The organism is Sphingomonas sp. JUb134 (genome assembly GCF_004341505.2).
In the GTDB taxonomy this organism is placed as follows: domain Bacteria; phylum Pseudomonadota; class Alphaproteobacteria; order Sphingomonadales; family Sphingomonadaceae; genus Sphingomonas.
Genome location: NZ_SLYP02000001.1, coordinates 1353961 through 1375540 on the forward strand (window position 1 = coordinate 1353961; position 21580 = coordinate 1375540).

A 21580-nucleotide genomic window follows, 5' to 3' on the forward strand; every position below is an offset into this window, starting at 1 on the left:
TTGCCGGTTGCCCGTCAACCGCTATCGGCAGGCGGCATGGCTTGGCACCGGATACAGGGTTGGGGGCGGCCTCGGGCACTGCGTTGCCGGACCGCCTGGCTGGTGCTGGCCGTCCATTGGGATGCCGTGTGCCTTGCGCCCCGCAGATGGTGCCGGGCAGTTCTGTGGCGCCTGCTGGGCAAGCGCGTGCGTGCGCGGGCGCAACTCGCACCGCTGCTCGCCGCGTCCCCCAGGGCCTACCGGCTCTGGATGCAGCGACAGGCCAGGCCCGTTGACGTTTCCTCCTTAGAGGGGCCGGCGATCGTGGCGCTGGTGCAGGCAGGCCCCGGCCAGGACGAGACCCTTCGCGCCGCACGGAGCCAGAACCTCGGCGTGCTGGCGATCGGCACGCCCGAGGTCCCGGATCTGGCGGCCGCCGTCGCGCACATCGACTGGGGCTCGCAGCCCTGGCTGATGCCGCTCTGCGCTGGCGACGTGCTCGCCCCCGACGCAGCGCGGATATATCGGGCCGCTGCCTCGACCGGCGCTGGCGGCCTCATCTATGCGGACGATGACTGTATCGACGGTCGCGGGCGACGAACGCAGCCGCACTTCAAGCCCGATTGGAACCCGGAACTGTTTCGGCACTTCGACTATCTGACGGGCGCCTGTATCCTGCAGGCGCCGAGGGAGGCGGTGGCACGCCTTGAGGGCGAGGATTGGGCGGGGGCGCTCGTACGGATGGCGCTTGACACGGGAGGCGGGGCGCCAATCCACGTCCAACGCATCCTGCACCATCGGCGTGCCCGCCCTGAGCCGCGGGTGCCGGCGGCCGTAGGGCGCACAGGGGCGGGCACGCTCCCGCGCGTCAGCGTGATCGTGCCGACGCGCAATCGGCTCGACCTGCTGCGCCCGTGCCTGGAAGGGGTTGCGGCAACCGATTATCCCGACATCGAGGTGCTGGTCGTCGACAATGGCAGCGACGACCCGGCCACGCTTGCCTATCTGGCGAAGCTGGAGGGGGAAGTGGCAAGTATCCGCTATCGGGTTTTAGGGTGCCCTGGCCCATTTAATTTTTCCGCCCTCAACAATCATGCGGCGCGACTGGCGAGCGGGACGATGCTGTGCCTGCTCAACAACGACATCGAGGTGATCTCACCCGATTGGCTGAAGATTATGGTCGCCCAAGCGTTGCGTCCGGATATCGGCGCGGTTGGCGCGCAACTGCTCTACCCGGACGGGCGAATCCAGCACGCTGGCGTCGTGGTGGGGGTCGGCGGCGCTGCCGCACATGCGCACCGGCTGTTGGCACCGGAGGCGGAGGGTTATTTCCGGCGCCACGCCTTGCCGCAATATGTTTCGGCCGTGACGGCGGCATGCCTGGTCGTTCAGCGCCAGCGGTTTTCCGCGGTCGGGGGCCTGGATGAGGAACAGTTCGCCGTGGCCTTCAACGACGAGGGCGTTGAGGATGGTGAGGGGAATCAGCTTTTCGGGGAAGTGATAGGGGCCATAGTTGTTGGAGCAGTTCGAGACGACGACGGGAAGGCCGTAGGTCCGCTGCCACGCCTTGGCAAAATGATCGGACGCCGCTTTCGACGCCGAATAGGGCGAGCTCGGATCATAGGGCGTGGTCTCGGCAAACAAGCCCGTCTCGCCAAGCGAGCCATACACCTCGTCCGTCGAGACGTGCAGGAAGCGGAAGCGTTCGCGCGCATCGGCCTCAAGGCCGTTCCAGTAGCTGCGAGCGGCTTCCAGCAGGGTGAAGGTGCCCACGACGTTCGTCTGGACGAAATCCGCGGCGCCGGTGATGGAGCGGTCGACGTGACTCTCCGCGGCCAGGTGCATGATACGGTCTGGCCGGAACGTGGCGATTGCCGTCTCCATCGCCGCGCCGTCCCGGATGTCGGCCCTGAGGAAGCGGTGGTTCTTGTGCCCGGCCACCGCCCGCAGCGATGCCTCGCAGCCGGCATAGGTCAGGGCATCGATCGTGAGGACCTCGGCCTCTTTGTCGAGCACCAGATGGCGCACCACTGCCGAGCCGATGAAACCCGCTCCGCCTGTCACGATCACACGCATCGGTTCATCGCCTCCCGTTCAGATTGTTCCTTGCCCTCGGCCCACTCGAAGTAGAGGGGCAGGTCGTCGAGGCCGGGTTGATTGCGGTCTTTCTGGGAAAGGCTTCCGGGGTCCGCCACGTTGGGCCAGGTCACACCGACCGCGGCATCGTCCCAGCGCAGGCCGCGATCGCTGCCTGCGTCATAGAAGTCGGTGACCTTGTAGGAGACCACCGTATCCGGCTCGAGCGTGCAGAAGCCGTGCGCCATGCCGGGGGGCACCCAAAGCTGCCGGCCGTTCTCCGGCGTCAGTTCCTCGCCGAGCCAGCGGCCGTAGGTCGGGGAGCCCTGCCGGATGTCGACCACGACATCGAACAGCGCGCCAGCGGTGCACCGCACCAACTTCTGTGAAGGGCGGTGACAAACCAGGCCACAGGACCGCCGGCGCAGTGCCGTCGGGGGCGGAGTAAAATCCGGCCAGTTGGTAAGCTGCTCCCTTTGCGGAGCGGCGGGGATGTTTGTCGTGGAGAGCTACGCAGCGGTCAGACGGTTTGTATTTGTCGAGGGGCATAGTCGCCGGGAAGCGGCGGAGGTGTTCGGGCTGAACCGGGATACGGTACGCAAGATGTGCCTGTATTCGGCGCCTCCTGGATACCGCCGGACGAAACCTCCGACCAAGCCGAAGCTCGGGACGCTGCTACCGGTTATCGACGCAATCCTGGCAGCCGACCGCGAGGCGCCGGGCAAGCAGCAGCACACGGCCAAGCGGATCTTTGAGCGGCTGCGCGACGAGCATGGCTATACGGGCGGCTACACGATGGTGAAGGACCATGTGCGGCTGTGCAGGGCCCGCGGGCGCGAGACCTTCGTGCCGCTGGCGCACCCGCCGGGGCATGCACAGGTCGACTTTGGCGAGGCGGTCGCGGTCGTCGGCGGGGAGCGGATGAAGATCCACTATTTCTGCATGTCGCTGCCGCAGTCGGATGCCTGCTTCTTCAAGGCGTATCCGCGCGAGACGACCGAGGCGTTTCTTGACGGGCACGTGTCGGCATTCGCGTTCTTCGGGGGCGTGCCGCTGTCCATCCTCTACGACAACACAACCATCGCCGTGGCAAAGATCTGCGGCGATGGAACGCGCGAGCGCACACGCGCCTTCACCGAGTTGGTCAGCCACTACCTGTTTCAGGACCGTTTTGCGCGTCCAGCGCGAGGCAACGACAAAGGCAAGGTCGAGGGGCTGGTGAAGTTTGCGCGCAACAACTTCATGGTGCCCGTGCCGGTCGCTGCCAATTTCGATGTCCTGAACGCCAGGTTCGAGGAGTCCTGCCGTACGCGCCAGGGCGAGCATGCCGGTCAGCACGCGCAGACCATTGCCGAGCGGCTGGCGGCAGACGTATCGGCATTGCGCACGCTGCCGTCCGTACCACTGGAGCCATGCGAGAAACGCGCGGCGCGCGTGTCGTCGACCGCGATGGTGCGCTACCGGACCAACGACTATTCGGTGCCGACCGCGTACGGCTACCGCGACGTGATGGTGAAGGGGTTCGTCGACGAGGTCGTCATCATATGCGCGGGCGAAGAGATTGCCCGGCACGCGCGTTGCTACGACGAAGGCGTATTCGTCTCCAACCCACTGCACTATCTCGCGCTCATCGAGACCAAGCCCGGTGCGCTCGACCAGGCGGCAGCCCTTCAGGACTGGAACCTGCCGGACATCTTCCAGCATCTGCGCCACCTGCTCGAGGCCCGGATGGGCAACAAGGGTAAACGCGAGTTCATCCAGGTGCTGCGGCTGCTCGAGGCGATGCCGCTTCCCATCGTCACGGATGCCGTGACCGAGGCAGTCCAGTTGGGCGCACCTGGTTTTGACGCGGTAAAACTCATCGCGCTGGCGCGTATCGAGCGCCGTCCGCCGCGCCTGGATTTAGCGGCGTATCCGCACGTGCCCAAGATGGACGTCAAAACGACGTGCGCGGCCGACTATGCGGTGCTGGCAGCATGACGGACAAGGACGCCATGCCGGTGGGCACGACCGCAGGTACGCCACAGGTGCTGCTCGCCCATCATCTCAAACAACTCAAACTGCCAACCGTTCTGCGCGAGTACGAAAAGGTCGCGCGCGAATGCGCGCAAGGCGGGGTCGACCACACGCGCTACCTGTTGCGGCTTATCGAGTTGGAGCTCATCGACCGCGAGCGCCGGACCATCGAGCGACGGATCCGCGCAGCCCGTTTCCCGGCTGTGAAGAGCTTCGACACCTTCGAGTTCACCGCCATCCCCAGCCTGAACAAGATGATGGTGGTCGAGCTCGCACGGTGCGAATATATCCTGCGCCGCGAGAACGTCATTGCGCTCGGCAACAGCGGGACAGGCAAGACGCATGTAGCCCTCGCGCTCGGCCTGGCGGCTTGCCAGAAGGGCTTCACAGTCGCCTTCACTACCGCGGCCTCGCTGGTGAACCAGTTGATGGAGGCGCGAGACGAGCGACGGCTGCTCAAGCTCCAACGCGAGATGGCGGCCGTGAAGCTGCTCGTCGTCGATGAACTCGGCTACGTCCCGTTGTCCCCGACCGGCGCCGAACTGCTCTTCGAGGTGCTGTCGCAGCGCTACGAGCGCGGCTCGACCATCATCACCTCCAACCTGCCGTTCGAGGACTGGACGCAGGTGCTCGCCTCCGAGCGGCTGACCGGCGCACTGCTCGACCGGCTCACCCACCATGCCACCATCCTGACCATGAACGGCGACAGCTATCGCCTCAAGCAGTCCACCGGACGCAAACGTCGCGGGGCGGAGCAAAACCAGGCCAGTGCCCTGTCCGACCCGGACACCGGTGAGATATTATCTTCCTGACCATCAGGCCGAGGACGGCAACGATATGAAAAGGGCCCCGATCGGGGCCCTTTTCATATCGTCAGCGCGCGCCTCAAGTGGCCTGCTTTTACTCCGCCCCGCTGGCCTGGTTTTGCTCCGCCGTTGACACCAGCGACAGGGTGAGGGTCGCGAGCGGTACGTGCGGGACGCTTGGCCCCACGAAGGCAGAGGCGTCGCCGGTCCGCAGCAACGCGTGGCGCGGCCGCAGGCTGGGCCAGACCAGCAGCAGCACGAACGACCAGAAGATCAGATGGAAGAGGGCCGAGCTGAGGTTTGGGAAACGGATCGCGGCAAAGGCATTGCCGATCAGCGGATTGGCGGTGGCGAACAGCGCGAGAAAGGTCGCGCCACCCAGGAGCGGCAGCGCGAGGATCGTGAGAACCGCCACTGGCCCGGTCCCCGGCCGCGCGGGTGAGACCTTCCGCAGGCGCACCATGTCCTGCAGCAGCGCCAACGGAGTGAGCAGGCCGTGGAGGAACAGCCGCCCGGTCCAGCCAATCGCGGTCCCGAACCGGTGCTGCGGCAGCAGGGCCGCGGAGGCGAGCGCCGCCCAGAACAGGCACCAGTCGAGCGGGTCGGGATCCTCCACCAGTGCGAAACCGGCCGCGATCGCGAACAACAGCGCGCCGAGCGCAGCCCGGTTGCGGCGCAGGTCGGGGCGCGTGAGCGCGAGCACCGCGGTCCAGGCGAGCGCGAATACGCCGAGGGTGGCGCCTGGCTCCTCGCCGTAGAAGAGCAGTTGCGCCACCGCGACCAGCGCGACGGCGCCGAGGGCTTTGCGATGGAAGGTGAAACCTGGTCGATGCGTGCTGGCGGTCATGCCGATCTCCCTTGATCGGCCCGGGACTAAACAGCGCCCGTCGAGGTCGCGCGGAAGCGGTCGACCGGAAACCATGGCGCTTCGGTGCAGAAGCCGTGCAGAGGGGCGACCGAAGTGCGCGACGGGTGGACATGGCAGCGCTTTGGCGGCACGGCGGCGGCGCTTCTCCCCCATCACCGCGGGTTCCGAATTCATGACGCATCAGCCTGAAAGCCGTCGCGGCCTGATCCACGGCGCCACCGCCTATGGCCTGTGGGGGCTGCTGCCGCTCTATTTCCACCTGCTCGACCAGGTCGACGCCGGCGAGATCGTGGCGCAGCGGGTGCTGTGGTCCGTCGTGCTGCTGGTGCCAATCGTGCTGGTGCTGGGCCGTCGCGCCTCCTTGTGGGCGGTGCTGCGCAATCCGCGGACCATGGCGATGCTGGCGGCGAGCGCGGTGCTGATCGCGGCCAACTGGCTGCTCTATGTCTGGGCGGTGCTGCACCACCAGGTGCTGGCGGCGAGCATGGCCTATTTCCTGAACCCGCTGCTCAACATCGCGATGGGCGTGGCGCTCCTGGGCGAGCGGCTGACGCGCGCGCAGGCGGTGGCGGTGCTTCTTGCCGGGGCGGGGGTCGCGGTGCTGGCGCTGGGGGCGGGCGGTGCGCTGTGGATCAGCCTGACGATCGCGCTGAGCTTTGCCTTCTACGGCCTGATCCGCAAGCTGGCCCCGGTCGAGGCGTTCGAGGGGCTGACGATCGAGACGCTGCTGCTGGCGCCGTTTGCGCTCGCGTATCTCGTCTGGCTGTCGGGCCACGGCGGCATGAGCTTCGGCCGGGAGGGCGGGACCACCGCGCTGCTGGTGCTGGCGGGGGCGGTCACCACGGTGCCGCTGCTGCTGTTCGCGGCGGCCGCACGCGAGCTTCGGATGGCGACGCTGGGCCTGCTCCAGTTCCTGGCGCCGACCATGCAGTTCCTTTTGGCGATCACGCTGTTCGGCGAGCGGCTGGACCCGGCCAAGCTGCTGAGCTTCGGGCTGATCTGGGCCGGGCTTGCGGTCTATGTCGGCGGCAGCGTCCTCGGCCGCACGCGGCGTGACGCCGTCGCCTGACGAAAACGGGGCCGGCAGGCGCCGGCCCCTCCTGCCTTAGCGGCAGACCACCTCGCGACGATCGAGCGAGCGGCCGAGCAGTGCGCCGCCCGCACCGCCGATCAGCGTCCCCAGCAGCTGCGAGTCGCCGTTGGTGAGGATGTTGCCCAGCACGCCACCGGCCAGGCCGCCGACGATCAATCCGGTCGTGCCGTCCGTGCGGCGGCAGTAGTAGCGGCCGTTGCTGCCGCGGTAGACGCGGTCGTTCCGGCTGAGGTAGCGCGGCTGGTAGTAGTTGCCGCCGCGATAGTAGCGATCGGCATAGTAGCGGCCCTGGCCGCGCTCGTACCGGTTGTAGTCGTAGTTGCGGTACTGGCGCCAATCGCGCTGATTCTGGGAGATGCGGCGGCGGTCGTCGCGGCGATCCTCGCGGCGTTCGTTCCAGCGCCGCTCGTTCCGCTCGCGCTGCTGCCGGGCGCGGGCATCGCGATAATCCTGATCGCGCCATCCCTGCGCGGCCGGCGCCGCCGACGCGGCAGCCGGGATGGTGGGAAGAACCATGGCCGCCATCAGGCTGGCGATCAGGGGAATACGCATGACAGTCTCCACTTGGCTTTGATGCGTGAAGAACGGTGCGATGGAGTCCCGGGTTGCGTGAACGGCAAACTACCTTCCGTTCATGCGAAGGCTAGCAAGCGAGGCGGGAGAGTTTGAATGCTGGTCAGGAGTGGGTGGACAGCGGACATAGCGTGTAACGGTATTATATGACGATCAGAGGCATTGAGCATTTTCCGCAACCGGAAGACTGGACCGAATTCAGCCTCCAGCAGCTTGGCTACAGGCGGTACTCGGTCTCGATATTCGACCACTGGCTGACAGAGAACGAATGGTCACTGCACCCGTTCGTCTCGCTGGAGCGAGCCCGCGCCAACGGGTTTGAGCAGGCTTTCCACGAGCAAAACCGGAGATTCCGCGCCTTTTACCGCAGCATCTTCGACGGTGGTGTTTTCCGTCTGACTGGATCGCGTTCGAGGCCGCAGGTGACTTGGCACGCTCGCTGGGATCGCCGTCTGAAGAAGGCCGTGACCGCTATGGTAGAAGATCGAACTTGGGGCGCGGAGTTCTACGCACCGGTCTCTCACATCCGTATCTCGTCCGGCGATGCCCGCACCGATACCGTGTTCCTCGAACGGAATGCGGATGAGGTCGCCATCAGAAACCTCGTGATGAGTCACGGCCTAAATCTCATCGGCTGATCCGACATGGGTGCAAGTAAGTGGTTAGCTGCCGTTCAGTCGAACCAGCGAGTGTGCATAGAGCTCAAAAAAGATCGGTCTTCCACGGGATACCCGGACGCTGAACCGATCACCGAATCCACGCCGCACTGGGGGCAAAGGGCTGTTCCGCCTTCATCCTCCAGCCACTCATCGATACTAGCCGTCATGAAGGTTGCTTGGCAGTAGAAGCAGCCGCACACACCACTTCGCTCCAGCTGCTCCCGGTGGTCGCGCGAATGACGGTGAGCAGCATCCAACGCCTGAGATCATATTCCATCAGGCCAGCATCGACGCGCTAGGGAATGTCGGCAAGTAGGCGCTAGTTGCCGCTCTCGTTCAGGCCGCAACCTAGTCCGCGTCTGCCGAACCGAGCGACGCAGCAATGCCCGCAGCGGCTTCGCGCAGCATCGCTTCGGATTGCGCGGCGGCTTTCAGGAAGTCGGCCTGGGAAGCGGGCGTGTAGTTGCAGCCGACGAACAGATGGTCCGTGGGAGGGGACGGAGGCGCCTCGCCGCCGAACGCCTTGGCCAGTGCCGCCTCGATCGAGCCGCCGGTCGGTTCATAGGCGCCGAGCATGGGGCCGGTCTCGGGATCCACGAAGCGATAATATTGCTCGGTGACCTTGATGGGCGCGCGCTCCATTTTCTGCGCGGCGATAAAGGCCGCCGCCTTGTCGCGCGGCCAGAACGTCACGACCCAATCCTTCAGGAAATAGACGGTGGAGACCTGCTCCCCCAGGAACGCGACGGGCTTGGAGAGCGTGTAGCCGTAGAGGCCGATCACGCCCTTTGTCTCCTCGCTCTCCTTGATCTCCCGCATCCAGGCGGGCGGCTTGCCCTGAAGGAACAGCGCGGTGGCGAAGGCGACCGCGGCCGGATGGGACCGGCAGCTGAGCGCATCGCCCAGCGTCTCGGGCGTAAGCTGGATGTCCTCTTCCTCCACCGCGTCCTCGGTCGCCTCGAGCTCGGCCTCGTCGGCCTGGGCGAGCGCCGGCACGGGCAAGGCAAGCGAGAGCGGAAGCAGCAGGCGCAGCAGAGTCGTGTTCATCAACCAACCTGTCGAACGGAGGCGAGCCGACCCGAGCGCGGGCGCGCGGGTCGGCCGTGTGGATCAGGCGGCGATGCGCTCGCTGCCCGGGTAAGCGAACAGCAGGTCGGCGCCTTCGCCGGCTTCGACCTGGGTGGTGCCGGTCAGCGTCAGGCATTCGCCGGCCTTGAACGGGGTGCCGTCGGCGGTGCCTTGGCCGGTGACCGGGACCAGCCAGCCGGTGGTGCCTTCCGGCAGCGTCACGGTGCGGGTGCCGGCGGGCCAGCGTTCCAGCACGAACTTGGGACCTTCGACCAGGATGGTGCGATCCTCGGACACCTTGCCGGCTGCGGCCGGGGCGACGAAGGGCACCGCGTCCGACACGGCGACGCCGTCGTCCAGGTGCAGCTCGCGCGGGCGGCCATAGTCGTAGAGGCGGTAGGTCGTCTCGGAGTTCTGCTGGATCTCGATCAGCGTGATGCCGGCGCCGATCGCGTGGACGGTGCCGGAGGCGGAGTAGAAGAAGTCGCCGGCCTTCACCGGCTTCCAGTCGAGCTTGTGCTCGATCGAGCCGTCCTCGGCTGCCGCGCGCAGCTCCTCGTGGGTCATCGGGGCGAGCGTGCCGAGCGCGATGGTCGAATCCGGCTCGGCGGCCAGGATCACCCAGCATTCGTCCTTGCCGCGCGGCAGGCCGCGGGCCTGCGCCTGGGCGTCGTCCGGGTGGACCTGCACCGACAGCTTCTCGCTGGTGAAGAGGTACTTCACGAGCAGGTCGGGGGTCGAATCGCCGGGCGACTTGAACCAGACCTCACCGATCGGATCGCTGCCCGGGGCCGGATCGGGGAAGCCGGGCCACAGGTCGGTGCGGCCCCAGGGCTTTTCGACGCGGTGGGTTTCGAGCATCGTCGCGGGCAAGTCGGTTCTCCGTTCTCGTGGGGCACAAGGCGTCGGGATGCACGGCGGGGCCGCCGCGCATCCGATCGGTTTCACGTTGCGCGAAAGCTATTGTTCGCGCCACCCCTAAGCGGCTAGACGCAGGTCATGCGTAAGTCCCTGTTCCGTGCAAGCACGCTGGTCCTGTTCGCCGCTGGAGCGGCAACCCTCTCCGGCTGCGCGCGCAGCGGGGGCGGCTCCGCCGACACGCCCTATGTGGCGCGCGACGTGGGCACCCTCTACACCGCGGCGAAGAACCGCCTGGATCGGGGGCAGTACAAGCTCGCCGCCGGGCTGTTCGACGAGGTCGAGCGCCAGCACCCCTATTCGGTCTGGGCGCGCCGCGCGCAGGTGATGGGCGCGTTCAGCTATTACCTCGACAAGGACTATGCGAAGGCGATCGCCGGCGCGCAGCGGTTCCTGACGGTGCACCCGGGCAATCAGGAAGCGCCCTACGCCTATTATCTGATCGCGCTGTGCTACTACGAGCAGATCGCCGACGTCACCCGCGACCAGAAGATCACCGACCAGGCGATGACCGCCCTGGGTGAGCTGATCCGCCGCTATCCCCAGACCAACTATGCCGCCGACGCGCGCCTGAAGCTCGACCTGGTGCGCGACCATCTCGCCGGCAAGGAAATGGAGATCGGCCGCTTCTACGAGCAGCGCGGCCAGTGGCTCGCAGCCTCGATGCGTTTCCGTCGGGTCGTCGACGAGTATCAGACCACCACCCATGCGCCCGAGGCGCTGATGCGCCTGACCGAGACCTATCTGGCGCTGGGCGTGCCGGACGAAGCGCGCAAGGCCGCGGCTGTGCTCGGCGCCAACTATCCCGGCACCGAATGGTACGAGCGCGCCTACAAGCTGATGCAGGAGCATGCGCCCCAGACCGCGGCCGCCAAGGACGCCTGACGCGCGCGATCCCCGACCCCGGACGATGAGGACGGATCGATGCTGACGGCACTGTCGATCCGCGACGTCGTGCTGATCGAGGCGCTGGACCTGGAGTTCGGCGCCGGGCTGGGCGTGCTGACCGGCGAAACCGGGGCGGGCAAGTCGATCCTGCTCGACGCGCTCGGCCTCGCGCTGGGCGCGCGCGGCGACACCGGGCTGGTGCGCGATGGTGCAACCCAGGCGGTGGTGACCGCAAGCTTCGATGCGCCCGCGGCCGGCACGCCGCTCGCCGCCATCGTCGAGGAAAACGGGCTGGAACTGGAGGCCGGCGAGCCGCTGATCGTGCGGCGGCTGGTGAAGCGCGACGGCGGCAGCCGCGGGTTCGTCAACGACCAGCCGGCGTCGGCGGCGCTGCTGCGCGAGATGGGGCAGCATCTGGTCGAGGTCCACGGCCAGCACGACGATCGCGGCCTCCTCAACCCGCGTGGCCACCGCGCCCTCCTCGATGCCTTTGCGCGGATCGATGTGCGGGAGGCGAGCGCCGCCTATCGCAAATGGCGCGATGCCGAGGCGGCGCTCGGCGCGGCGCAAGCCGAGATCGAGACCGCGCAGCGCGACCGCGAGTGGCTGGAGCACGCTGTCGCCGAACTCGACGCGCTCGCGCCCGAGCCGGGGGAGGAGGAGGCGCTCGCCGACCGCCGTCGGCTGATGCAGCGCGCCGAAAAGGCGTCCGACGATCTGCGGGCGGTGGAAACCCTGCTGGAAGGATCGGGCGGCGGCCTCTCGCAACTGCGCCAGGCGGCGCGGGTGCTGGAGCGGCTGGGCGACGACCATCCCGCGCTCGCCGAGGCGCTGGCGGCGGTCGATCGCGCGGTGATCGAGGGGGCAGTGGCCGAAGACCGGCTGCGCGAGGCGCGGGCGGCACTGGCGTTCGATCCGCGCGCGCAGGAGGACGACGAGGCGCGGCTGTTCGAGCTGCGCGGGGTGGCGCGCAAGCACCGCGTGCGGCCGGACGAACTGGCCGAGCTGGCCGACGAGCTGCGCGGGCGCTTGCGGCGGCTGGAGTCGGGCGAGGAAGGGATCGCCGCGCTGGTGGCCGAGGTCGCGACGGCGCGCGGCGCCTATGATGCGGCGGCCGAGGCGCTGAGCGCGCGGCGGGCGGCGGCGGCGGGCGCGCTGGACCGTGCGGTCGCGGGCGAGCTGGCGCCCCTCAAGCTGGAGGCGGCGCGCTTCCGCACGGTGGTCGCGCCGCTGGGCTCGGAGCAATGGTCGGCCGCGGGCAAGGACCGGGTCGAGTTCGAGATCGCGACCAATCCCGGCACGCCGTTCGCGCCGCTGATCAAGATCGCGAGCGGCGGCGAACTGTCGCGCTTCATCCTGGCGCTGAAGGTCGCGCTTGCCGAGGAAGGCGGCGCGGGGACGATGGTGTTCGACGAGATCGACCGCGGCGTCGGCGGCGCGGTGGCGTCGGCGATCGGCGACCGGCTGGCGCGGCTGGCCGAGCGCACCCAGGTGCTGGTGGTGACCCACAGCCCGCAGGTGGCCGCGCGTGGGCGGCGGCATTTGTTGATCGCCAAGCGGCATGACGGGGTGGTGACGCGCACCGGCGTCACGCCGCTCGATCCGGCGGAACGGCGCGAGGAGATCGCGCGGATGCTGTCGGGCGCGGAGATCACCGACGAGGCGCGCGCGCAGGCGGCCCGGCTGATCGACGCCGCCTGAGCGGGGGCATTGCGGGGTGCTGGGTGGTGAACGCCTATAGGGGAACGTCCGCTAACGCCCCACTTGCGGACAACGCTCCGTTGCCGCAGGGTTGAGGATGACTGACCGGCCCTCCGTTCCGATCCCCCACCTTCTTCCTGCTGCGCGCCGCTTACGATTTGGAGCAGTTGGTGCTTCTGCTGGGGGACGGGACAAATTGTCCGCTTCTGGAGGTTGTGTTCACGCTTCCCCGAGCCTTTCGATCCTTTGCGGAGAGCGATTACCACCGATATTTAGGTGCTTTTGAAGGTAGGCCGCTCATCTATTCCGCTGACCCAGGCTGCGGCATCGAGCTAAGCGGCGACGCCCCCTACCTCCTTGACTACCGCGCCAACGCTCGCGTCCAGGAATCGGAGGAGACATTTTCCTGCCTGATTAGAACGCCGGATCATTGCTTGGAGGTCATCTGCTTCGAGGAGCCCGCGCTTCGTTATTTCTAACGTCCGCTTTCCACCCATTTCGGATATCAGCGGCGGAGACACCGTCCGCCGTGCTCCAGCAGACACGGCAGAAAAGCTAGGTCTAAGCGGCGCTACCGCCAGACGATACCCCGACGGCACCCCCGAACGGCAGGGCACGAGGCGCCCACGTCGGCTATTGGTGCGGGTTAGGTGACCGGTTCGTCAAATCGGTCGTACATATCCAAGTGCAATGAAAGGCCGCGCTGTGCCAAACCCAGCAGCGTACCGGGCGACAGCACGGCCTCTTCATTCGAGCTGTTCAGCATGAGGCCGCAGAAGATCTTACCCGATAGCGTGCGATTGATCTCCGCCCACAGGGCAGGGTCGTCCGGCAGCTGATCAAGGAGCTCCCGAAGCAAGAGCTCGAGAGGCTGGTCGGTCCGCCAGCCGGTTGTGAGCTGGAAGCGTCCGGTGCTCGACACCATCTTCTCACCGGTTTCGGACAGGTAGATGTCGCCCTTGCGGATGCAGTAAGCTGGGGTGCACCCGAGTGATCGAGCAAGCTTGTCCGGGTCCAGCTCGTCACCCTTGAGCCATAGAGAAGCTTTGCATTCGGCCAGCTCGATCATTGGTGGAGCATAGCTCGTACACGCCCGCTTTCCACCCACAATGCGCCATACAGGCCAGCGATCGGCCGAACGACCGTGACGTCCAGTTGCGGACGCGAGATCGCTTAAGCGGTGAGTGACGATGGACGCGGTTAACCGTGGCGTGAACCGCACTCTGTAGCAGTCGGCGACGTAGAGAGATCCGTGCCGCGCCTGCGCCATGCCGCTTCTGCTTGGCGCTATCCTGCTCTAGGGTGGTGCTTTCTCTCCCTCCCCGAAAGTTGCCGATGCGTTCCCTGCTGCTTTGCCTGCCGTTGCTTTCCCTGATCGCGGCACAGCCCGCGCTTGCCCAAGCCGCGCCCGCGGTGTCCACGGCCGAGGCGGCGCTCACCCCGAAGCAGGCGGCGCTGAAGGCGCATGTCGCGTTCCTGGCCTCCGACGTGCTGCGGGGGCGGGAGGCGGGGACGCCGGACTATGACGTGGCGGCGGAATATGTCGCCGCGCAGATGCTGGCGGCGGGGCTGACGCCGGGCGGCAAGGACGGTAGCTGGTTCCAGCCGGTGCCGCTGGTGGCGGCCAAACCGGCGGGCGAGCCGACGATGGCGCTGCGCGTCGCGGGCAGGGCCGTGCCGATGGCGTTCGGCACCGACTGGACGATCCGGGTGACGCCCACTGCCGAGCGCATCGCGCTTTCCGCGCCGGTGGTGTTCGCGGGCTATGGCATCGTCGACAAGGCGAGCGGGCGCGACGACTATCGCGGGCTCGACGTGCGCGGCAAGATCGTCGCGATCCTCTACAGCGGGCCCAAGGGGCTCAACAGCGAGATCGCGGCGCACCTGAGCAACCGGCTCGATCGCGCGCGGGTGGCCAAGGCGCATGGCGCGGTAGGCGTGGTGGTGATCGAGACCAGCCAGATCCACCAGGTGTTCCCGTTCGAGGCGATGGCCGAGGGCTGGGACACGCGCGGCGTCACCTGGGCGGACGCGGCGGGCAAGCCGCGCGACGTGGGCGTGCCGACCCTGGGCGTGCTGAGCTTTGCCGGCGCGGAGAAGCTGTTTGCGGGATCGAAGATCCGCTGGAGCGACGTGCGCGCGGCGGACGATGCCGGCAAGAAGCTGCCGACGGGTGCGCTGGCGGCGACGCTGTCGACGGAGCAGCGCTTCACGATCGAGCATGTGCCGAGCGCCAATGTGGTGGGGATGCTGCGCGGCTCCGACCCGACGCTGGCGCGCGAAGTGGTGGTGCTGTCCGCACACCTGGACCACATCGGGGTGACCAAGCCGGTGGATGGCGATGCGATCAACAATGGCGCGCTCGACAATGCGATTGGCATCGCATCGATGCTGGAGGTCGCCAAGGCGTTCGGCGCCGAGAAGACGCGGCCCAAGCGCAGCCTGTTGTTCGTGGCCGTCACCGCCGAGGAGAAGGGGCTGATCGGCTCCGATTACTTCGCGGCCCACCCGACGGTGGCGAAGGAGAATGTAGTTGCCAACGTCAACCTGGACATGCCGATCCTGACCTATCGCTTCGTCGACCTGGTCGCGTTCGGGGCCGACCGGTCGAGCATCGGACCGGCGGTGGCGGCGGCGGCCAAGGCGCGTGGCCTCGCGCTTTTGCCCGACCCGGCGCCGGAGGAGGCGGACTTCGTGCGTACCGACCATTACAGCTTCGTGCGGCAGGGCGTGCCCTCGGTGTCGCTCAACCCGGGGCCGGGCGGGCCGGGAGCGGCGGCGACCAAGGCGTTCCTGGAGAACAACTATCACCAGCCCTCGGACGAGATCGGGCTGCCGATCGACTGGCAGGCGGCGGAGGACTTCGTCGACGTGAACCAGGCGATCGTGCGCACGCTGGCGGATGCGCCGGACCGGCCGCGGTGGAACAAGGGCGATTACTTCGGGACGCTCTACCAAGGGCCGATGGCGAAGTAAGTCGGATCGCGCAGGCTCCCGCCCCGTTTGTCTCGAGCAGGGATCGAGCTTGTCGAGAGCCTGTGTCGAGAGGGAGGCGCGACCTCTCGACACGAAGGGGAGGGGTGCAGGCGGGGTGTGAGAGCGGCGTCGAAAGAGCCGCAAGCGATTTCTCGATACGCTGTCTCGACAGGCTCGACGGCTACTCCAAACAAACGGGTAGGAGGGATGGCGTGGTGAGGATGGGGTCGGTCTAGGATGCGGATGCTGGTGTTCGGGCTGGGCTATGCCGCGGGCGTTGCTGCCGAGCGGCTGCGCGTGCGGGGCTGGCGGGTGATGGGCACTAGCCGGGACGGGCGTTATGGGACGATCGCGTTTGGCGATGCCGATCGCGTCCGCTTCGAGATTGCTGCGGCTGATGCGGTGCTGTCGACTGTGCCGCCCGAAGGCGACTTGGACCCGGTGCTGGCGGCTTATGGCGGGGCGCTGGCCGAGCGGGGGTGCTGGCTCGGCTATCTGTCCTCGACCGGGGTCTATGGCGACGCCGGAGGCGGCTGGGTGGACGAGAGCGCGCCCTTGCGCGGGCGGCGGCCGGCACGGGTGGCGGCGGACCGGGCGTGGCTGGAGCTGGGCGCGCGGGTGCTGCGGCTGCCGGGGATCTATGGTCCCGGCCGCTCGCCGCTCGACCGCGTGCGGGCCGGGACCGCGCACCGCGTGGACCTGGCTGGACAGGTGTTCAGCCGGGTGCATGTCGAGGACATTGCCGAGGGCGTCGTGGCGGCGTTGGACGGGCCGGCGGGGGCGTACAACCTCTCCGACGACCTGCCGGCGGACCAGAATGCGGTGGTCGAATATGCCGCGCGGCTGCTGGGGATGGCGCCGCCGCCGTTCGTGCCACTCGAAAGCCTGTCGCCGATGGCGCAGGGTTTCTATGCTGAGAACCGGCGAGTGGCGAACGGGCGGGCAAAGCGCGTGCTCGGCTGGCGGCCGCGCTATCCCGACTATCGGTTCGGCCTGCGCGCGCTCAATGCGATGACGAGTCCGGCGAGCACCAGCAGCGCCCCGGCGCCGGCCATCAGCGACCAGCGATAGCCCTCGAACAGGGTCGAGAGCAGCATCGCGATCACCGGCACGACGACGCCGTTGTACGCCGCCTTGGCCGGGCCGATCGCGCGGATGATGCCGAAGTAGAGCGCAAACGCGATCGCCGAGCCGAAGATCGCGAGATAGAGGATGCCCGCGACATAGGCCCAGCGCCAGTCGAACACCGGCGGGCCGACCGTGGCGCTGGCGAACGCCGCGTCCATCGCGGCGCCCATCAACATGGCGATGCCGAGCACCGGCGCCATCGGATAGCGCTTGGCGGCCTTGGTCGCCTGCATGACGTTGGCGACGGAGGCGCAGAGCACGCCGGCAAGGGTGATGCCCATGCCCAGCAGCACCGTGTCGCTGTCGGCCGCTGCCTGGCGCAGCTCATGCACGAACAGCAGCGCGACCCCGGCCATGGCGATGCCGGAGCCGACCAGCAGCTGGCGGCCCATGCGCTGGCCGAGGAAGATGCGTGCCAGCGTCGCATTGGGGACGATCAGCAGCGCGTAGACGACGGCAACCAGCCCCGAAGTCACGAACTGTTCGGCGCGATAGACGAAGTTGAAGTTGAGGCAGAACTGGGTGAGCGCCAGCACGGCGGCAAAGCCCCAGCCGCGCGCGTCGAGGCGAAGCGACTCGCGCCGGAGCAGCGCCCACACCAGCATGGCGATCCCGCCGACGCCGAAGCGATAGGCGACCGACCAGGTCGGCGGCACCACGCCCAGCTGGTCGCGGATGACGATCCAGGTCGATCCCCAGATCAGCGTGACGATCCCGAACGGGACCAGCACGCCGAGGGTTGCGGAGCGTGGTGTCTCCTGCGCGGGGACGGGAGTGGTCACAGCGCCGCGATCGCCTCTGCCAGCGGGCGGATCTGGTCCTCGGTCTGATCCCAGGAGGTGACCAGCCGGATCTCGCCGGCGGCCCAGTCGTAGAAGTCGAAGCCGAGCGCGCGCAGCGACGCGGCCTCCTGCGGAGTGGCGCGCAGGAAGACCTCGTTGGCCTGGACCGGGTGGACTAGGCGGTCGCCTGCCGCCTGGGCGAGCAGGGCGGCGCCCGCATTGGCGGCGCGGGCGTTGGCGAGCCACAGGTCGTCTTCGACCATCGCCAGGATCTGCGCGGCGAGGAAGCGGCCCTTGGAGGCGAGCAGGCCGGCGCGCTTGCGGCGGGCCTTGGCGACCGCGGCCAGCTCGGGCTTGAAGAACACCAGGGCTTCCGCGCTCATGCCGCCGTTCTTGATGAAGCCGAAGCTCAAGGCGTCGACGCCGGCCTGCCAGGTGACTTCGGCAGGCGAGCAGCCGAGGTGGGCGACGGCATTGGCGAAGCGGGCACCGTCCATGTGCAGGCCCAGGCCGCGGGCGCGGGTGATGGCGCCGATCGCGGTGACTTCTTCGGGCGTGTAGACCAGGCCGTATTCGGTGGCGTTGGTGATGGAGACCGCGTGCGGCTGGACCCAATGGACGCCCTCGACGACGCGGTCGAGGCGGGCGGCCAGGGTGTCGGGCGTGAGCTTGGCGCCGGGGCCTTCGACCAGCAGCAGCTTGGCGCCATGGGTGTAGAATTCGGGTGCGCCGCCCTCGTCGTTCTGGATGTGCGCGTCGGCGTGGCAGACGACGGCGCCGTGCGGCGGGCAAAGTGCTGCGAGCGCGAGGCAGTTGGCGGCGGTGCCGGAGGGGACCCACAGCGCCGCGACCTCGGTCTCGAACAGCTCCGACAGTCGGCCGTCGAGCGACTGGCTGAGCGCATCGCCGTCATAGGCGGTGTCGAGCCGGTTGGCGGCGAGGATCGCCTCGATCACCTGGGGGCAGGCGGCAGCGGCATTGTCGGAGAAGAAGCGCATGGCCGCGCCTTGGGCGGCGGCGCGGCCGAGGTCAACGGCTAGCTAGGCCGCGCTCACTCTTCGTCTTCAGGCAGGCGGCGGGCGTCGGGTTCCCGCGGGGGCGGGGGCGCGCGGCGGTCGGGGCCGTTGCGGTCCACCACGATGCCGCCGTCCCGGTCGAGGCGCAGGTTGAGGCCGAGGCCCTGGACCTGTCCCTCCAGCGCGTCCGTCGCCTCGTCGATCCTGGCACCGGCCTCATCGATCGCGTCGCCTGCGATGTCGACGCTGTTGTCGATCGCCTCGTCGACATCCTCGTTCACTTCCGGCGGCGGGGGCGGCAGCTGCACGCCGAGCGCCTCGGTCATGAAGTCGCGCCAGATCCGCGCGGGCAGGCCGCCCCCGGCGAGGCCGGGATTGGGCGTGTTGTCGTCGTTGCCGAGCCACACGCCCGCGACGATGTCGCCGGCATAGCCCACGAACAGCGCGTCGCGAGAGTCCTGGGTGGTGCCGGTCTTGCCGAACGCCTCGATCGGCAGGTTCGCCTGGTGGCCGGTGCCGCGGATCGAGGCGGCGAGCAGCTCGCGCATGCCGTCGAGCTCGCGGCGGCCGAGCGGGCGGCTGCTGTTGCGCAGCCGTTCGAACCAGCTGGTCTGTTCCTCGTCCTTCAGGCCATGCGGGCGGACCGGCGCCTCGCCGGCCGCGATCGCGGCATAGGCGGCGGTGAGTTCGAGCAGCGAGACGTTGGCGGTGCCGAGCGCGATCGTCGCCTCGTTGGGGATCGGCGTCGAGATGCCGAGGTCGCGGGCGGCGCGGATCACGTTGCGCACGCCCACTTCCTGCGTCAGCCGCGCCGAGGCGACGTTGCTGGAGCGGGCAAAGGCGCGGGTGAGCGGGATGGTGCCGAGATAGCGGCCGTCGCTGTTCTTGGGGCTCCAGTCGCCGATCGTGAGCGGCTCGTCCTGCACGGGAGAGTCGGGGCTGAGGCCCGAACGCAGGGCCGCCAGATAGACGAACAGCTTGAAGGTGGAGCCGGGCTGGCGGCGCGCCTGCACCGCGCGGTTGAAGGGGCTGTCCTTGTAGTTCTTGCCGCCGATCATCGCGATCACGCGGCCGTCGGGGTGCATCGCGACCAGCGCGACCTGGGTCTGGCGCAGGCCGGCACGGCGCACCGCACGCTCGGCGGCGCGCTGGATGCGGCTTTCCAGCGTGGTGGTGACGCGCAGGTCGGGGCCGACGCCGCCGGCACGGTCGCGGGCAGCCGGGATCACCCAGTCGGCGAAATAGGTGCCGCTGGGGAGATCATCGCCCTTGGCGACGCGGAGCTTGGCGGGCTTCACCGCCCGCGCCTCGGCCGGGGTCAGGAACCCGGCGGCTTTCATCGTCGAGACGATCACGGCCTGGCGCTCGCGCGCGCCCTTGAGATTGCCGGTGGGGGCGAGGCGGGAGGGCGCCTTGACGAGGCCTGCGAGCATCGCTGCCTGGGCGGTATTCAGGTCCTGCGGCTTGCGGCTGAAATAATGCTCGGACGCGGCCGCCAGGCCATAGGCGTTGTCGCCGAAATAGACGTTGGAGAGGTAGCGCGACAGGATCTCGTCCTTGGTCAGCCACGCTTCCAGCCAGAAGGCGATCATCACCTCGCGCAGCTTGCGCGCCGCCGTCCGATCCGAATCGAGGAAGGCGTTCTTGGCGAGCTGCTGGGTGATGGTGCTGCCGCCCTCGCGCACCCCGCCCGACATGGTGTTGTGCACCATGGCGCGCAGGATTCCGCGCGGGTCGATGCCCCAGTGGCTGTAGAAGCGGCGATCCTCGACGGCGAGGAACGCCTGGGTCACGTGCTTGGGAAGCTTGGTCGCGTCGACCGGCTTGCCGATGTTGGCGCCGCGCTGGGCGATCGGAGTGCCCTCGGCAGAGAGCAGCGTGATCGAGGGCGGCAGCGGCGGCTGCAGCGACTTCGACAGGGGCGCGGTGAGCGCCAGCCACGCGATCGCCAGCACCAGCAGAATGATGCCCGCCGCCACCAGCCGGATCGTCCAGCGCAACCAGCGGGGGCGGCCGCTGCGGACCGGCGGCACGGAAGGCGGCGGCGGCGGGGGCGGCGGCGCCCCGAAGCCGCCGTTGTTGCCGAGCGGCGTGGCGGTGCCGGCACCGGCGCCAGCAGCCAGATCGAACTCCGCCAGCGCGGCATCGAACTGCGCCATCCGCGCACGGCGCTGCTGCTCCAGCTCGCGCAGGGCGGTGGAGGAGCGGCCGACGCGGGCCGGATCGAGCGGGCGGCCTTGCGGGAAGGGATCGTCTTGCATCTGAAGGGCTGTGTTACGTCTCTAGCACAGCATCCGCAAGCGCGGGTGCGTCGCGGTGGTGCGCAAGGACCCGCTAGCGCACGAGCTAGGCGAGGAAAAGGCGGGGTTCGGTTGCGAAAACGTGGCCGGCTTGACCGCAGCCCTCAGGCCTCTAGTTCGGCGTCCCAGTAGAGCCAGTCGTGCCAGGTGTCGTGCAGGTGGTTGGGCGGGAAGCGGCGGCCGTGTTCCTGCAACTGCCAGTTGGTCGGGCGGATCGGCGCGATGTGGAGCGGCATGTCGGCCTGGCGGGGGGTGCGGCCGCCCTTTCTGAGGTTGCACGGCGCGCAGGCGGTGACGACATTCTCCCAGGTGGTGCGGCCGCCCTGGGCGCGCGGCACGACGTGGTCGAAGGTCAGGTCCTTGGGCGCGCCGCAGTACTGGCAGGCGAAGCGGTCGCGCAGGAACAAGTTGAAGCGGGTGAAGGCGGGAAAGGCGGAGGGGCGGACATATTGCTTGAGCGCGATCACCGAAGGGAGCTTCAGCGAGGCGGTGGGGCTGTGCACTTCGCGTTCGTAATGGGCGACGATGTCGACCCGATCGAGGAATACCGCCTTGATCGCGGTCTGCCAGGGCCACAGGCTCAAGGGATAGTAGCTGAGCGGCGTATAGTCGGCGTTCAGCACAAGGGCCGGGCAACTGTCCGGATGGCGCATCAGATCGGGATGAAACATGCGTTCCCCTCGCCCTCGTTCCCGGCTGCCTATGACAGCGCGTGGTGACAAGGGCATGACAG

17 protein-coding genes and 3 pseudogenes are annotated in these 21580 nt (G+C 68.2%); 9 read left to right on the forward strand and 11 right to left on the reverse strand.

The genetic code is table 11. The annotated features are described in order from the left end of the window. Positions 1–720: 720 nt before the first annotated feature. Positions 721–1359: pseudogene (locus EDF69_RS19585) on the forward strand (glycosyltransferase); the annotation flags it as partial. Between the two features lie 75 nt (positions 1360–1434). Here EDF69_RS19585 and EDF69_RS06395 read toward each other — a convergent pair. Both EDF69_RS06395 and EDF69_RS06400 read right to left on the reverse strand, forming a co-directional pair. Next, positions 1435–2055 (reverse strand): annotated as a pseudogene (locus EDF69_RS06395) (dTDP-glucose 4,6-dehydratase); the annotation flags it as partial. Beyond that, a pseudogene (locus EDF69_RS06400) lies at positions 2046–2438 on the reverse strand (dTDP-4-dehydrorhamnose 3,5-epimerase family protein); the annotation flags it as partial. The pseudogenes EDF69_RS06395 and EDF69_RS06400, both read right to left, overlap by 10 nt. A 109-nt stretch (positions 2439–2547) precedes the next feature. Between EDF69_RS06400 and istA the strand changes: the two are divergent. Both istA and istB read left to right on the forward strand, forming a co-directional pair. After that, positions 2548–4035, forward strand: a complete 1488-nt coding sequence (gene istA / locus EDF69_RS06405) for an IS21 family transposase (RefSeq protein ID WP_132884630.1) — start codon at positions 2548–2550, stop codon at positions 4033–4035. A gap of 14 nt (positions 4036–4049) precedes the next feature. Beyond that, the gene (istB, locus tag EDF69_RS06410; RefSeq protein WP_204991410.1) at positions 4050–4883 is read left to right on the forward strand and encodes an IS21-like element helper ATPase IstB; all 834 of its coding nucleotides are present in this window, start codon (positions 4050–4052) and stop codon (positions 4881–4883) included. A gap of 88 nt (positions 4884–4971) precedes the next feature. On the opposite strand, the gene EDF69_RS06415 is transcribed toward istB, so the two are convergent. Continuing rightward, a complete protein-coding gene (locus EDF69_RS06415; protein ID WP_132884386.1) occupies positions 4972–5724 on the reverse strand; it encodes a hypothetical protein in 753 nt (250 codons plus the stop codon). A 193-nt stretch (positions 5725–5917) separates the two neighbouring features. Here EDF69_RS06415 and rarD point away from each other — a divergent pair, with 193 nt between their 5' ends. Further along, positions 5918–6814: an EamA family transporter RarD gene (gene rarD, locus EDF69_RS06420; RefSeq protein ID WP_132884385.1), complete on the forward strand. Its 897-nt coding sequence runs from the start codon at positions 5918–5920 to the stop codon at positions 6812–6814. Between the two features lie 36 nt (positions 6815–6850). Here rarD and EDF69_RS06425 read toward each other — a convergent pair whose 3' ends face one another. Then, positions 6851–7390: a glycine zipper 2TM domain-containing protein gene (locus EDF69_RS06425; RefSeq protein WP_132884384.1), complete on the reverse strand. Its 540-nt coding sequence runs from the start codon at positions 7388–7390 to the stop codon at positions 6851–6853. 167 nt (positions 7391–7557) lie between these two features. On the opposite strand from EDF69_RS06425, the gene EDF69_RS06430 reads away from it, so the two are divergent. Beyond that, positions 7558–8049 (forward strand): hypothetical protein, encoded by a 492-nt coding sequence (locus EDF69_RS06430; RefSeq protein WP_132884383.1) that lies wholly within the window; start codon positions 7558–7560, stop codon positions 8047–8049. A gap of 369 nt (positions 8050–8418) precedes the next feature. Here the strand turns inward: EDF69_RS06430 and EDF69_RS06435 are convergent, their stop codons facing one another. Both EDF69_RS06435 and EDF69_RS06440 read right to left on the reverse strand, forming a co-directional pair. Next, a complete protein-coding gene (locus tag EDF69_RS06435; protein WP_132884381.1) occupies positions 8419–9117 on the reverse strand; it encodes a hypothetical protein in 699 nt (232 codons plus the stop codon). Between the two features lie 63 nt (positions 9118–9180). Next, positions 9181–10011 (reverse strand): class I mannose-6-phosphate isomerase, encoded by an 831-nt coding sequence (locus EDF69_RS06440; RefSeq protein ID WP_132884380.1) that lies wholly within the window; start codon positions 10009–10011, stop codon positions 9181–9183. A gap of 126 nt (positions 10012–10137) precedes the next feature. Between EDF69_RS06440 and EDF69_RS06445 the strand changes: the two genes are divergently transcribed. Together EDF69_RS06445 and recN are read left to right on the forward strand one after the other, a co-directional pair. Next, positions 10138–10941 carry an outer membrane protein assembly factor BamD gene (locus tag EDF69_RS06445; RefSeq protein WP_125961676.1) on the forward strand — a complete coding sequence of 268 codons (804 nt, stop codon included), beginning with the start codon at positions 10138–10140 and terminating at the stop codon, positions 10939–10941. Positions 10942–10980: 39 nt separating this feature from the next. Continuing rightward, positions 10981–12645, forward strand: a complete 1665-nt coding sequence (recN, locus tag EDF69_RS06450; protein WP_132884379.1) for a DNA repair protein RecN — start codon at positions 10981–10983, stop codon at positions 12643–12645. 646 nt (positions 12646–13291) lie between these two features. Here recN and EDF69_RS06455 read toward each other — a convergent pair. Beyond that, complete coding sequence (locus EDF69_RS06455; protein WP_132884378.1) at positions 13292–13714, reverse strand: DUF4279 domain-containing protein; 423 nt, start codon at positions 13712–13714, stop codon at positions 13292–13294. Positions 13715–13980: 266 nt separating this feature from the next. On the opposite strand from EDF69_RS06455, the gene EDF69_RS06460 reads away from it, so the two are divergent. Continuing rightward, positions 13981–15621 carry a M28 family metallopeptidase gene (locus EDF69_RS06460; protein WP_132884377.1) on the forward strand — a complete coding sequence of 547 codons (1641 nt, stop codon included), beginning with the start codon at positions 13981–13983 and terminating at the stop codon, positions 15619–15621. A gap of 237 nt (positions 15622–15858) precedes the next feature. After that, positions 15859–16692: an NAD(P)-dependent oxidoreductase gene (locus EDF69_RS06465; RefSeq protein WP_132884376.1), complete on the forward strand. Its 834-nt coding sequence runs from the start codon at positions 15859–15861 to the stop codon at positions 16690–16692. On the opposite strand, the gene EDF69_RS06470 is transcribed toward EDF69_RS06465, so the two are convergent. From EDF69_RS06470 to EDF69_RS06485, 4 genes are all read right to left on the reverse strand, one after another. After that, positions 16602–17531 carry an EamA family transporter gene (locus EDF69_RS06470; protein ID WP_132884375.1) on the reverse strand — a complete coding sequence of 310 codons (930 nt, stop codon included), beginning with the start codon at positions 17529–17531 and terminating at the stop codon, positions 16602–16604. The genes EDF69_RS06465 and EDF69_RS06470 overlap by 91 nt on opposite strands. Then, complete coding sequence (locus EDF69_RS06475) at positions 17528–18529, reverse strand: threonine aldolase family protein (protein WP_132884374.1); 1002 nt, start codon at positions 18527–18529, stop codon at positions 17528–17530. The genes EDF69_RS06470 and EDF69_RS06475 overlap by 4 nt, the downstream gene beginning before the upstream one ends. Before the next feature lie 53 nt (positions 18530–18582). Beyond that, positions 18583–20808 carry a transglycosylase domain-containing protein gene (locus EDF69_RS06480; RefSeq protein WP_239555345.1) on the reverse strand — a complete coding sequence of 742 codons (2226 nt, stop codon included), beginning with the start codon at positions 20806–20808 and terminating at the stop codon, positions 18583–18585. Between the two features lie 143 nt (positions 20809–20951). Further along, positions 20952–21518: an HNH endonuclease gene (locus EDF69_RS06485; protein ID WP_125961668.1), complete on the reverse strand. Its 567-nt coding sequence runs from the start codon at positions 21516–21518 to the stop codon at positions 20952–20954. Positions 21519–21580: the final 62 nt, after the last annotated feature.

Bases quoted from the DNA above. Each gene is read 5' to 3' on its own strand.
- istA (WP_132884630.1), top strand. From the start codon at position 2,548: ATGTTTGTCGTGGAGAGCTACGCAGCGGTCAGACGGTTTGTATTTGTC.
- istB (WP_204991410.1), top strand. From the start codon at position 4,050: ATGCCGGTGGGCACGACCGCAGGTACGCCACAGGTGCTGCTCGCCCAT.
- EDF69_RS06415 (WP_132884386.1), bottom strand. From the start codon at position 5,724: ATGACCGCCAGCACGCATCGACCAGGTTTCACCTTCCATCGCAAAGCC.
- rarD (WP_132884385.1), top strand. From the start codon at position 5,918: ATGACGCATCAGCCTGAAAGCCGTCGCGGCCTGATCCACGGCGCCACC.
- EDF69_RS06425 (WP_132884384.1), bottom strand. From the start codon at position 7,390: ATGCGTATTCCCCTGATCGCCAGCCTGATGGCGGCCATGGTTCTTCCC.
- EDF69_RS06430 (WP_132884383.1), top strand. From the start codon at position 7,558: ATGACGATCAGAGGCATTGAGCATTTTCCGCAACCGGAAGACTGGACC.
- EDF69_RS06435 (WP_132884381.1), bottom strand. From the start codon at position 9,117: ATGAACACGACTCTGCTGCGCCTGCTGCTTCCGCTCTCGCTTGCCTTG.
- EDF69_RS06445 (WP_125961676.1), top strand. From the start codon at position 10,138: ATGCGTAAGTCCCTGTTCCGTGCAAGCACGCTGGTCCTGTTCGCCGCT.
- recN (WP_132884379.1), top strand. From the start codon at position 10,981: ATGCTGACGGCACTGTCGATCCGCGACGTCGTGCTGATCGAGGCGCTG.
- EDF69_RS06455 (WP_132884378.1), bottom strand. From the start codon at position 13,714: ATGATCGAGCTGGCCGAATGCAAAGCTTCTCTATGGCTCAAGGGTGAC.
- EDF69_RS06460 (WP_132884377.1), top strand. From the start codon at position 13,981: ATGCGTTCCCTGCTGCTTTGCCTGCCGTTGCTTTCCCTGATCGCGGCA.
- EDF69_RS06465 (WP_132884376.1), top strand. From the start codon at position 15,859: ATGCGGATGCTGGTGTTCGGGCTGGGCTATGCCGCGGGCGTTGCTGCC.
- EDF69_RS06475 (WP_132884374.1), bottom strand. From the start codon at position 18,529: ATGCGCTTCTTCTCCGACAATGCCGCTGCCGCCTGCCCCCAGGTGATC.
- EDF69_RS06480 (WP_239555345.1), bottom strand. From the start codon at position 20,808: ATGCAAGACGATCCCTTCCCGCAAGGCCGCCCGCTCGATCCGGCCCGC.
- EDF69_RS06485 (WP_125961668.1), bottom strand. From the start codon at position 21,518: ATGTTTCATCCCGATCTGATGCGCCATCCGGACAGTTGCCCGGCCCTT.